Raw genomic sequence first — 12,812 nt, 5'->3', positions numbered from 1 at the left:
AACGGTTCTACAGTTTGTCCACATCGTTGTTTTAAAAGAAGATTCCTCCATGATTCACGATATTTTCATGCCCGCCCTCAGTTCCACGATGACCGAAGGTAAGATCGTCTCTTGGACCAAGTCCCCGGGGGATAAAGTCGCTAAAGGTGAAACCGTTGTCGTGGTGGAATCTGACAAAGCTGATATGGATGTGGAGTCCTTTAATGAAGGGTTCCTGGCTGCCATTATTGTTGAAGCCGGTGAAGAAGCACCCGTTGGTTCGGCGATCGCCCTCGTCGCTGATACCGAAGCAGAAATTGAAGAAGCCAAACAAAAGGCCGCAACCCTCAAAGGTGGTGGTAGTAGTGCCCCAGTAGCAGCACCCGCAACCCCTGCAGCTCCAGCCCCGGAATCGGCCCCCGTTGTTGCAACTCCCGTCCCAGCCCCTGCGGCTCCCCCTGCTCCAGCTCCTGTGGTCAATGATGGCAGAATTGTTGCTTCCCCCAGGGCGAAGAAGCTGGCCAAAGAATTTGGTGTTGATTTAAAAACGATTCCTGGGTCTGGGCCCCATGGTCGCATTGTGGCTGAAGATGTGGAAAAAGCAGCCGGCAAAGCCCCAGCAGCAGCACCCGCACCCATGGCCGTCGCCGCTCCCGCCCCGGTCGCCGCTAAGGCCGCCGCCCCGGCTCCAGTTGCAGTAGCAGTGACCCCTGGTGAAGTAGTTCCCTTAAATACGCTCCAACAGGCCGTAGTGCGGAATATGAACGCCAGCCTGAGCGTACCCACTTTCCATGTGTCCTACGACATCACCACCGATGCCCTCGATGCGCTCTACAAGCAGATCAAGAGCAAAGGTGTAACAATGACAGGGTTATTGGCGAAGGCCGTGGCAATGACATTGCAAAAGCACCCGGTTGTTAACGCCAGTTTTGGCGATAATGCGATTCGGTACAGCAGTGGCATTAATGTTGCTGTCGCCGTGGCGATGCCTGATGGCGGTTTGATTACGCCTGTGCTGCAAAATGCCGACCAGATGGATATTTATTCTCTCTCCCGCAAATGGAAAGATCTTGTTGACCGGGCTCGCCTCAAGCAGCTACAGCCCGATGAATATAGCACTGGCACTTTTACCCTCTCTAACTTGGGGATGTTTGGGGTCAGCAGCTTTGATGCGATCTTACCCCCTGGCCAAGGTTCTATTTTGGCGATCGCCGCCGCCCAACCGAAAGTTGTCGCCACCGCCGATGGCTTATTCGGGGTGAAGAAACAAATGACGGTGAACATCACCTGTGACCACCGGGTCATCTACGGGGCCGATGCCGCTGCCTTCCTCAAGGATTTGGCAGACTTGATCGAAAACAACACCCACAGCCTCACCCTGTAGGCGATCGCCTCTCTCAACTCCCCTCCCCCAAGCAGTAATATCTGTGATGCTCTTTTACTCCCCACCCTGGGGAGTTTTTTTCTGGCAAATAAAAGCAACCTAATTGATCAGTAATCCATGGTAGAAAACCCGGGGAGCAGCCTAACACAGATCTAGACTCCTCCAAAAACCCTTGAAGAATTGAGCCAAACAATCCCCAATAAAAAAGACAACCATCACTTAGGCTGTCTTTTGTGCATTATTTTTCGTGAGTTTGCGATCAAGAGCTTGATCTCGCCCACATCAATTAAATGGCATAAATCTTAGTTAACGGTCTTACCGCCGCCCCAAGCAACGCCCCGTACCTGGGCTTGAACAAGGACATAACCAGAAACATTTTGGAGATCCTCTTCATTGAGGTTCCGCATGCTACTCCAGATGTCGGCACGGGTAGTATTGGGGTGCAATTGAGCAAGATCTAGCTCACCGTCATAGGAGGTAGGATTTTTTAAGTAATCGACCATCGCCAAGATATTGTCGCGGCGGGGTTCTGCCCCTTCGAGATCCTCAAGGGAAAGGGAAACGTTGGGGTTACTCTTGGTCCGACCGCTGTTGTGACAGGTGGAACAGGTATTGATAAAGATGCGCTCTCCCTGGGCAACCTGTTGGTCACTGAGGACGACCGTTTCGGTTTCATTGAGGTTGACGGTGCGGTCTACTTCTCGGAGAGCGGTAGCATTGGCAGCGCCGACATTGAGTTGCCAGAATAGTAAAACAAAGGCGCTAATCCCGAAAATAAATTTTTTGAGTGGGTCGATCCCCAGAATTTTATTCATGTTTTTCCTCAATACAGCAATAAAGTAAATCGGTATATCTCCACTTATTTAACTGTGAAGGCAGACCTACAGGCAAGGATTTGTCAAGGCTGTAAGTAGATATGCTTAGGTTGCTTATTTAAATTTGTATTACTAAGGGCGTTCGTCGCCGAGGGCGACTAGTCCATCAATATAATGCCATTGGGCTGAATTTTTCTTATAAATCCGTAAAGAACAGCAATATTTCTCCGGTGCTGGCTTAGGTATTGAGAATCTGAGCGATCGCCTGGACACATTGGGGATTTGTACCAAAGGGTTGACCAAGGTGGATGCTCAAGTGGGGATCAGCCTCGGTTAGCGTTGTAATCTGCTGGGCGATCGCCCCGGGAATTTTCCCGGAAAAAAGAAAGTAGGGCACGCAGGAGAAGGTATTGATTGATTCCCTTTGGCAGCGCTCCAGGGTTTGTACCAGAGATGGTTCTGTGGCCCAGTAAGCGGTGTGGGCATCTAGGGCTTGGGCGAGCTTCTCGATCTCTGGGTTGGCCCCAGTGCGCCGGCTACCGTGGGCGATGAGAATCCGTTGGGCAGCAGAATTAGGAGAAAATTGCGGCGCGAGAAAAGGGGCCAAACGGCCATCTTTGCCGAGATAGTCGAGTAAATTAAACGTCACCTGGGGAAATTGCGCCCTCAGTTGGGCGATCGCCTCCGGAATATCCTCCCGCACGTGGACGCCGGGGAGGAGAAAGAGCGGCAAAATTTGCACCTGATCAGGCGGGCAGCTTTGACTCTGGAGAAATTGGGCGATCGCCCCGGCCAACGATACATCACTACATTCCAAATAAGCCCCCAGCACCGGATGATTTATTTGGGCTTTTACCTGGGCCAGAAGCCCTTGAAATTCCTGCTGATAAATGTCACTAAAGCTGCCATGGACCACCACCACTGATAATCGCGTCATACATTTCCCCATAGATTTGCTCTAAGGGGATTATGGCAAAATTTGTACGGCTCAGTTGTGGCAAGATCGGCTTCAGCGTAGGATGAAACGAAGGAAAAATGAGGGAGAAATAGCGCTGTGCAATGTCCAAAATGTCGTGATGTCGATTTAGTCGATCATGTTCTCGGGGGAGAGCTCTCCAGCTACCATTGCGAAAAATGTGAAGGGGATTGGCTTTCGGGCGATCGCTACCAGACTTGGCAAAATAGCCAACACAAACCGAAGCAGATCAATACCCAGCTCACCCTAGCTGAAACCGTTATCCCTGGCCCCACAGACAACAAAGCCGCCCTTTGTCCAGAATGTCGTCGCTATCTATCGCGGGTCAAAGTTCCTGTCGATCAGCCCTTTTACCTGGAACGCTGCCCTGGATGTAACGGTTTCTGGTGCGATCGCCAGGAGTGGGACATTTTGCAAAAACTCCAACTCCACACGAGCCTAGAGTATCTTTTTACCGCCGAGTGGCAACACAAAATCCGGGAGCAACAGCACAGCATTAGCGAACGGCAAGCCCTCATCCAAAAGCTGGGGGAGCAACTGGCCACTGAAGTTTTCCACCTAGGAGACAAGCTCACCGCCCATGAAAATGGCGATTTTGCCGTCGCCTACCTTGCACGCCAAGTGGCAGAAAACCAAGACAATCTCCCCCAATAGCCAAGTTTTTTTGAATGTCATGGCCCCATTGCATCCTTGCAATTCGTTAAGGGGGGCCAAGGTAAGGGAAAGGCGATCGTTATGATTTAAAAACAGAGAGCCCATCGTATCCAGGGCTTTTTAGGACTCCACAGCGGCAAACATTCCCACACTCTATGTCTTATCCTCTCCATGTTGCGTTTATTTGGCACCAGCATCAACCCCTCTACAAAGCCCCGGACGGCCAATACCATCTCCCCTGGGTGCGGCTCCATGGCACTAAAGATTATTTAGATTTGATTCTCCTGCTGGAAAAATATCCGCGTCTCCACCAGACGGTCAACCTCGTCCCTTCTTTGATGATGCAGTTGGAAGACTATGCGGCGGGGACGGCCTTAGACCCTTATTTGAAGTTGGCCCTCACCCCCGTTGTGAACCTCAACAGCGACCAGAAATGGTACATTCTTGAGCATTTTTTTGATGGTAACCACCGCACCCTCGTCGATCCCCACCCCCGCTATCGGGAGCTCTATGGCGATCGCCAGGAAAAAGGCAAGGCTTGGTGTTTAGAAAATTGGGATGAACAGCATTTCAGCGATCTCCTGGCCTGGCACAATTTAGCCTGGATTGATCCGCTCTTTTGGGATGACCCCGAAATTGCTGCCTGGCTCGAAAAAGACCGGGGTTTTACTTTAGGCGATCGCCAACGGATCTATTCCAAGCAGCGGGAAATTATCCAGCGGATTATCCCGAAGCACAAAGAAATGCAGGATAACGGCCAGCTGGAGGTAACGACGACTCCTTATACCCACCCAATTCTGCCGCTCCTTGCTGATACTAATTCCGGGCGGGTCGCCGTGCCCAAGATGGAATTGCCCCAAGAACGCTTCCAGTGGGGCGAAGATATCCCCCGCCACCTCAACCGCGCTAAGGAAATGTACCGGGAGCGTTTTGGCCGGGAAGTACGTGGCCTCTGGCCCTCAGAGCAATCTGTAAGCCCAGAGGTGCTCAACCCGATCGCCGCCGCTGGGTTTAAGTGGATCTGCTCCGATGAGGCGGTGCTGGGGTGGAGCCTGAAGCATTTCTTTCACCGGGATGAAGTGGGCAACGTCTACGAACCTGAAAAAATGTACCAGCCCTATCGCCTAGAAACCGACCATGGAGATTTGGCGATCGTTTTTCGGGATCACCGCCTTTCTGACCTCGTGGGCTTTACCTACAGCGGTATGGATCCAGAAGCCGCCGCCAGCGATTTGGTCGGTCACCTGGAGGCGATCGCCCGAAATCTGCGCCACCACCAAAAAGAAGAACATGCCGCCCTCCAAGAGCCCTATCTCGTCACCATTGCCCTCGATGGCGAAAACTGTTGGGAATTTTATGAAAAAGATGGCATTCCCTTCCTCACCTCTCTTTATGAAAAACTCAGTGCCAACCGCCAGCTAGAATTGGTCACTGTTTCTGAATACATCGAGCAGTTTCCACCGACTGCGACCATCCCCAGTCATCAGCTCCATAGCGGCTCCTGGGTCGACGGTAGCTTTACCACTTGGATTGGCGATCCGGCGAAAAATCGTGCCTGGGACATGCTCACCAAAGCCCGGCAAATGTTAGCCGATCACCCCGAAGCGACCGAAATCACCAACCCCGAAGCTTGGGAATCTCTTTATGCAGCCGAAGGCTCCGACTGGTTTTGGTGGTTTGGAGAAGGTCACTCTTCCAACCAAGATGCGATGTTTGACCAGCTCTTCCGGGAGCATGTCGCTGGCATCTATAAAGCCCTCAATGAGCCCATCCCCCCAGAGGTTTTACAACCGATTGAAGACCATACAAGACAACGGGAACATCATCCAGAAAGCTTTATTCACCCCATCATCGATGGGGTTGGTGACGAACAGGATTGGGACAAAGCCGGTTGTGTCGAGATTGGCGGTGCCCGGGGAACGATGCACCAAAGCAGCGCCCTCCAACGGCTGTTTTATGGTTGGGATCACCTTAATTTTTATCTCCGCTTTGATCTCAAGCGGGGCATCAAGTGGGGGGAAGAACTGCCGGCTGAATTGCACCTCCTGTGGTTTTACCCTGGGGTTAACTGCGCTATTAGTCCAGCACCGATCGCCAGCATGCCAGACCAGGCGCCTTTAAATTATTTATTCCGCCATCACATCGGCATTAACCTCGTGACCCAGTCGATTTGGTTTGAGGAGGCGATCGACTATGGCCAGTGGCGGCCCCGGATGACCCACTCAAAAATGGCTTATCGGGATTGTTTGGAGCTGTCTGTACCCTGGGATGTACTCCAGGTAAAGCCGGACTATACCCTCAATTTAATTGCGATTCTGGCCGATGATGGAGAGTACCATAGCTTCGTCCCGGAAAATCAATTTATTTCTTTCCAAGTGCCTTAATCGCCTATTTGGGATCAAGGCCAAGGGCATTCCGCCTTTGTCAGCTCCCTACCAAGGTACTCTCCCTTTTCGATGTTCTCTCTTGGGATAAATCCTCCCCTAACTCCCCTCAAAAGGTTCGGGGGAGAAATTCACCCAAGATCTACGCAATTGTCAGGCTTTTGGCATTGTCCTCAAGGGAAGATGCTACAGGGGGAGTTTGTGCAAAACTTTGGGGAGAAATTTGGCAAGGGTAACTCCGTCAACACCAGCGATCGTTCGTTGTTGGGCCGCCAAAATACCAGCTTGGGCATGCCACCAAGCGGCGGCGGCGGCCACCTCTAGGGGATGTCCGGGTTGTTGGGCGAGAAGACCGCCAATAATTCCGAGCAGTACATCACCACTCCCACCACGGGCTAGGGCTGGGGTACTTTCTGCGATGCAGTAGGTGGTGCTATCAGGCCGCGCGATGATTGTTTTCGCCCCTTTGAGTAGGGCGATCGCCCCCGTGAGTTGGGCCGCAGCCTGGGCCATCTGGATACGGTCTGGGGTGATGGGAATTTGATCGAGAAACAATCGTTTAAATTCACCGAGGTGGGGGGTTAAAATCGTGGGCAAATTACGGCTCTGGATCACTTCTAGATCCTCTTCTGCCAGCCAATTGAGGGCATCGGCATCAAGGACAAGGGGAACTTCCCTCGGCATTAGATCGGGCATCAGGTTAGCGGCCCCCGCCAGGGTGAGACCGCAGCCACAGGCCACCGCCTGGTAACAAGAAAAATCCAAGCTTGGTAGCTGGGCGATCGCCCCGGTGTCATCTTCTGGGCAGCCAATCACGAGCGCTTCTGGCAGCTGGGCGACAATAAGCAATTTTAAAGATTCTGGCACGGCCACAGTCAACATTCCCACCCCAGTAGCCCGCGCCCCCAAAGCGGCCAGTAGGATACTCCCTAAGTAAGTTTGGGAGCCGCCAATCAGTAATAAATGACCCTGCTGATATTTATGGGTCAAAGGCGATCGCTCCAGGGGTAGATAGTGCTGTAGGATGTCTTGGGAAACCCCCTGAATCATCTGTTTAATAGACAGATTGTCCGCCACAATTTGAGGCGGAATACCAAAATCTAAACGACAAATTTTTCCTAGATAAGGTAAAGCTTGTTCTTGGCCATAGGCTCGTTTCCAGAGCCCCAAACAAAGGCTTTCTGTTGCTTGAATTGCCGCCCCTAGCACTGCGCCTGTATCTGTGTGTAGCCCAGAAGGAAGATCAATACTGACAATCGGTCGAGCAGACTCATTGACCTCATCAATAAGTAGGGCAAAATCTCCCGTAATTGGTCGCGTTAAGCCAAAGCCAAATAAGCCATCAACAATTAAATCGCAATCCAGAAAGATGTCTAAATCTTTGGTGTGGGTGATACCCAGAAATTGTGCATAATCCCAATGGTTTTGGGTGAGAGATTTGAGTTTTCCTGAAGGCCGCCATAGTAGTACTTGATAACCCAAAAAATATAATTCTCTAGCAACGACTAAAGCATCACCACCATTGTGACCAGACCCCACTAAAATACTGATTTTTTTGTAATTTTGCTTTGGGTAATTTTTTTGAAGATATTGACTAATTAAGCCAGCTGCTTTTTCCATCAACGCAGCCACGGGCATTCCCTGCTTGAAAATTTCTGTTTCAATCTGTTGCATTTGTGCTGCACTGACAAAAATATTTTCAAGATTTAGCATGGATTAAGAGTCAATATAAACATAAGTTATGATTCAGTAATACCATGACTTTTGCCCAAGACCCAATGGCGACGGAAAAAACGATACAACGAAGTTTCTTCAAGGGCCAGATAAATGGGGCGGCCATGGGGACAGGTTCCTGGGTTTTGGGTATTTTGCCAGCGATCAATAATCGTCTGCATTTGATTTAAGGTGAGGGGTGTACCATTACGCACTGCGGTGCGACAGGCGATCGCCACCTGAGCTGCATCTAGATCACCCCCCCGACTCAAATCCAGTAAAACTGCCGCTGGATCAGCATTACTGATTAACGCTTTGGGTAGAGTATTGACCCGCCAAAGATTATCACCAAAGGCCTCCAGCTCAAGGCCAAGATGGTCTACTAGCTGCGCAACTTGTTTTGGGGATAAATTGTTAAGTAAAAGGGGTTTTTCTAAGGGGATTAGTTGCCAGTTTTTTTGTAATTCTTCGTAAATTGCCCGCTCATCAGCAATATGTTGCTCCACAAGCCAAATACCATCGGGATGCTCAACAAGAATATAAGTGTTGCGTGCTTGCCCAATGACAACGAGCTTCTTTTGATCTGGAATTTTAGATTTAATTTCAGCATTTTCAGACGGCACATCAACTGAGTAAAACTCTTGTTTTTCGGCGGCTTGAATTAAATTTGTTACCCGCTGATTTTCATATCCTGGTAAATGAATTTCACTGAGGTTTAAACTCTGGGCGATCGCCTGATAAATAATGTCTGACCAAACTGATTGGTCTTGCAAATAAATTTCACTTTTGGCTGGGTGACGATTCCAGTCGATCTGTTCTGGTGGCAAATGCAGGTGAACAAAGCAAACGGGATGGCGATCGCGGGGCAGAGTGCGATGAAATGCTTTATTAATTGACTGTTCAAGGACTGGAAATTTGACAATCCGGCCATTGATTCCAAGCTTTAGCCAGTCGGCTTGATGGCGATGACAGCGGTCTGGCAAACCCAAGGTTATTTCCAGTTTGCTATTCGTTAAGGATTCGATCGGATTAGGGGTGAATTGATTGGCTTGATAATGGCGATAAATTAAATCTTGAGGGACGATTGTTTTGATTAATTGGGGCAAAATTGTCTGAGCATTTTTACCAGGGCTAATATAAAACCAAGTTTGTTGATTTTGATGAACTTGCCAGGTGATTTCTGGGTGGCATAAAGCCAGATCATAGATAATCTGCTGGATGGTTTTTAGTTGTTGGGCCATGGCTGGTAAAGCCCGTCGCCGCACCGGAAAATTTTGAAAAATATCTGTCACCATTACCCTCGTCCCCGCCGCCATCGGCTGCAAGATTGGCTCTGATAAACGGTCTTGGGTAATGGTAATTTGGTAGCCCGGTTGCCCTGACACGCAACTGGCGATAGTTAACGTGGCTACCTGGGCAATACTATGGAGTGCTTCTCCCCGAAACCCGAGGCTTTTGATCTGGGCTAAATCTAGGCGATCGCCAATTTTGCTCGTACTGTGGGGCGTAGCACAAAGCAATAAATCCGCCCGATCCATGCCATGACCATTATCAGTAACGCGAATTTTCCAAAGTTTCGGATTAATCTCAATCCCGATTCGAGTTGCCCCCGCATCAATGGCATTTTCCGCCAACTCCCGCACCACCGCCGCCAGGGAATCAATCACTTCACCAGCCGCAATCAATTGGATGACATCACTAGGGAGTTGTTTGATATTGGCCATTTAGTGCTGAGTAATCATTTGTTTTTTGCAATGAATTTATAACTAAGCTCCCGACAGTTCAATGCCAAGGCTTTACTTTAATAACTGAATAATTGATTTTTATGAAGATTGAAAATTTTTACGGAAAATTATTTTGTCTGCAAATTAAACACTAGAGAATGATTATGACCCCATTTTTAGCCAACTAAACACCTCGGTGGCTGTTAAGGATAAAGAAATATTAGGCAAAACCGTGAGTACATCTCTTTGTGTGAACAGTCGGGGTTGTTGATTAGGCTGAAAGATCAAAATCGAGCGATCGCCTGGATCAACCAACCATCCCAACTGACAACCGTGCTCTAAGCAGTACAAAATGTTGCCGGTGACTCGATTCGGGCTTTGTTCGGGAGAAAGAATTTCGATTGTCCAATCTGGACATAGCAGGAAATTATCTGGGACTTCACCATCTACTTCCAAAGGAATCCGCGACCACTGGAACACTGCAATATCAGGAACAATAGAGCGATCGCCAAAACTGCAGCGCAACTCTGGGAAAGCATAGGCAATCTGATTCGCTTCGGTGGTGGCGTTAATTTGATTGCAGAGCTTTAATTGAAGACGGCTATGTTTTCCCTTTGGCATCGGCTTTTGATAGATGGCACCATTGATATATTCGCTTGCAGGTTTTGTTTCAAGACGTGCTAAAAAATCTTGTAATGATATCTCTGGAGAAGTTAACGCCGTCATCTTTTGCCCCATGTCAAATATATTCACAGTTTAACATCGTTTATTCTCTGTCTTGAAACAGTGATTCCCTAGCCAAGTTAAGATAGTGCGTTCTAATAATGCATAATCAACAGATGTAAAAAGCCAAAGTTTTTATCTTGTCAATTAATAGTAATTTCTCTACTTAAATCAACTCCTGAGTTGAGAAATATTCTACATTCTTCAATTTTATCAAAAGGGACTGTATTTCGCACAGAGCGCTCGTTGAATCTTAACTTTACTCTAGTTGTACTATGGTCTAGAAAATTCTCTTTTGAAATCTCAATAATTAAGTGCCGTCCAAAATCTTGCGCAGTGTGTCGATATTCAAAACCATTACCTAATTTTCGTCGTAATTCTTCTAAACGCTCCTGAAGACTATGTTGTTTTGCTTCCTCTAAATATTTCTGAAGGTTATACATTTGATTGCTGAGCTAATATTTTTGTACTTACCATCGTACTCTATGCTGTAAAAGCTTTTTTGACTATAAATGTACTGAAAACCGATCTTTTAGAGTTCTGCTTACCACACCAATAAAAATAAACCCCCTTTATGTTGTAAGTACGATGTATTATTCTTCGTCCATACACCTTAAAGAATCTTGGAGATTTTGTAATTTTTTATCAATAATGTTCAATAAAAAATCTCCGGTTGAAAAAACAACACGGAGATCAAATTCATTTATTTTTTGAGCTTAGAAAAGGTCAATATCTGTTACCGCGCCTTTACTGCTGCTAGAAACAATCTTGGCATACTTCCCAAGGACACCACGCTTATAACGGGGTTCACGGGGTTTCCAAGCGGTGCGACGTTTTGCCAGTTCCTCATCAGAAACATTGATTTGTAGCAGTTTTTCGTGGGCATCAATGGTGATGCTATCCCCTTCTTCTACGAGGGCAATATTACCGCCCACAAACGCTTCCGGGGCCACGTGACCGACAACTAAGCCGTAGGAACCGCCAGAAAAACGACCATCTGTAATTAGGCCAACTTTATCCCCAAGGCCAGCACCAATGATCGCCGAGGTGGGGGCGAGCATTTCCCGCATTCCAGGGCCACCTTTCGGGCCTTCATAGCGAACGATCACCACATCCCCCGCAACAATTTTTCCGGCGAGGATCGCATCGAGACATTCCTCTTCGGACTCAAAAACTCGGGCAGGGCCAGTAATGCGAGGATTTTTCACGCCGCTAATTTTAGCAACGGAGCCTTCTTCGGCGAGGTTTCCTTTGAGGACAGCGAGGTGACCCTGTTTGTACATGGGGTTGTCCCACTGGCGGATCACATCTTGATCAGGGGAGGGCTCACTGGGAACATCAGCGAGGGTTTCGGCAATGGTTTTGCCTGTGATGGTGAGGCAATCGCCGTGGAGCAGACCATGCTCCAGGAGGATCTTCATCACTTGGGGAATGCCGCCTACTTTGTGGAGATCGGTAGCTACATAGCGGCCGGAAGGTTTGAGGTCGCAGATGACGGGAACTCGCTGGCGGATGGTTTCAAAGTCGTCGATAGAGAGATCAACGCCGATGGTATTGGCGATCGCCAACAGGTGCAGCACCGAGTTTGTGGAGCCGCCCACCGCCATAATCACAGAAATCGCATTTTCAAAAGCCTTGCGGGTGAGGATGTCCTTGGGCAGGATTTGCTTCTTAATTGCATTAACCAAGACCCGGGCCGACTCTTCTGCACTAAGGGCTTTTTCTTCATCCTCAGCGGCCATGGTGGAAGAGTAGGGCAAACTAATTCCCATCGCTTCAAAAGCAGAGGACATGGTATTTGCCGTAAACATACCGCCACAGGAACCGGCCCCTGGACAGGCATTTTTCTCAACGGCCAATAATCTTTCTTCGTCGATCTTACCGGCGCTAAATTCACCGACAGCTTCAAAGGCGCTCACAACGGTGAGGTCTTCGCCATCTAGATGGCCGGGCTTGATCGTGCCACCATAGACAAAAATTGCGGGGATATTCATCCGGGCGATCGCCAACACTGCCCCTGGCATATTCTTGTCACAACCCCCGATGGCCAGTACCGCATCCATGCTTTGACCATTACAGGCTGTTTCGATGGAGTCAGCGATCACATCGCGCGACACTAGAGAATACTTCATTCCCTCTGTCCCCATGGAGATCCCATCACTGATCGTGATCGTCCCAAACATCTGCGGCATCGCGCCCGCTTCCCGGATCGCCTTATCCGCCCGCTGGGCGAGGTCATTGATCCCCATGTTGCATGGCGTAATCGTGCTGTACCCATTCGCCAAACCCACAATGGGTTTCGTAAAATCATCATCCCCAAAGCCCACTGCCCGGAGCATGGCCCGGTTTGGACTCCGCTGATGACCTTCAGTGACCACTCGGCTACGTCGATTGTCGCTCATAACAAATAGAAATCAAGATTTACATCAAACTAACCTGTCTATTGTCCTTTGTTTTCGA

At 49.0% G+C, this 12,812-nt stretch carries 10 protein-coding genes; 3 read left to right on the top strand and 7 right to left on the bottom strand.

The annotated features are described in order from the left end of the window. Positions 1 to 49: 49 nt before the first annotated feature. Positions 50 to 1,363 (top strand): dihydrolipoamide acetyltransferase family protein, encoded by a 1,314-nt coding sequence (locus ACZ45B_RS13160; RefSeq protein ID WP_024545768.1) that lies wholly within the window; start codon positions 50 to 52, stop codon positions 1,361 to 1,363. Between the two features lie 302 nt (positions 1,364 to 1,665). Here the strand turns inward: ACZ45B_RS13160 and psbV are convergent, their stop codons facing one another. Both psbV and ACZ45B_RS13150 read right to left on the bottom strand, forming a co-directional pair. Continuing rightward, entirely contained in the window at positions 1,666 to 2,178 is a 513-nt protein-coding gene (psbV, locus tag ACZ45B_RS13155) for a photosystem II cytochrome c-550 (RefSeq protein ID WP_024545769.1), read from the bottom strand. A 238-nt stretch (positions 2,179 to 2,416) separates the two neighbouring features. After that, complete coding sequence (locus ACZ45B_RS13150) at positions 2,417 to 3,115, bottom strand: sirohydrochlorin chelatase (protein ID WP_029681782.1); 699 nt, start codon at positions 3,113 to 3,115, stop codon at positions 2,417 to 2,419. 117 nt (positions 3,116 to 3,232) lie between these two features. Here ACZ45B_RS13150 and ACZ45B_RS13145 point away from each other — a divergent pair, with 117 nt between their 5' ends. Further along, a complete protein-coding gene (locus tag ACZ45B_RS13145) occupies positions 3,233 to 3,808 on the top strand; it encodes a TFIIB-type zinc ribbon-containing protein (RefSeq protein ID WP_024545771.1) in 576 nt (191 codons plus the stop codon). A 155-nt stretch (positions 3,809 to 3,963) separates the two neighbouring features. Then, the gene (locus tag ACZ45B_RS13140; RefSeq protein ID WP_024545772.1) at positions 3,964 to 6,192 is read left to right on the top strand and encodes a glycoside hydrolase; all 2,229 of its coding nucleotides are present in this window, start codon (positions 3,964 to 3,966) and stop codon (positions 6,190 to 6,192) included. A gap of 186 nt (positions 6,193 to 6,378) precedes the next feature. Here the strand turns inward: ACZ45B_RS13140 and ACZ45B_RS13135 are convergent, their stop codons facing one another. The 5 genes from ACZ45B_RS13135 to ilvD form a co-directional block, all read right to left on the bottom strand. Further along, the gene (locus ACZ45B_RS13135; protein ID WP_024545773.1) at positions 6,379 to 7,905 is read right to left on the bottom strand and encodes a bifunctional ADP-dependent NAD(P)H-hydrate dehydratase/NAD(P)H-hydrate epimerase; all 1,527 of its coding nucleotides are present in this window, start codon (positions 7,903 to 7,905) and stop codon (positions 6,379 to 6,381) included. A gap of 26 nt (positions 7,906 to 7,931) precedes the next feature. Then, a complete protein-coding gene (mutL, locus tag ACZ45B_RS13130; protein ID WP_024545774.1) occupies positions 7,932 to 9,629 on the bottom strand; it encodes a DNA mismatch repair endonuclease MutL in 1,698 nt (565 codons plus the stop codon). Positions 9,630 to 9,791: 162 nt separating this feature from the next. Next, positions 9,792 to 10,355: a Uma2 family endonuclease gene (locus ACZ45B_RS13125; protein ID WP_024545775.1), complete on the bottom strand. Its 564-nt coding sequence runs from the start codon at positions 10,353 to 10,355 to the stop codon at positions 9,792 to 9,794. Between the two features lie 140 nt (positions 10,356 to 10,495). Then, entirely contained in the window at positions 10,496 to 10,795 is a 300-nt protein-coding gene (locus ACZ45B_RS13120) for a hypothetical protein (protein WP_038027867.1), read from the bottom strand. 273 nt (positions 10,796 to 11,068) lie between these two features. Then, on the bottom strand, positions 11,069 to 12,754 hold the full coding sequence (gene ilvD, locus ACZ45B_RS13115) for a dihydroxy-acid dehydratase (RefSeq protein ID WP_024545776.1): 1,686 nt from the start codon (positions 12,752 to 12,754) through the stop codon (positions 11,069 to 11,071). Positions 12,755 to 12,812: the final 58 nt, after the last annotated feature.

It is taken from the genome of Picosynechococcus sp. NKBG15041c (genome assembly GCF_055380235.1).
This window is presented reverse-complemented; position numbering and strand designations above follow the sequence as displayed.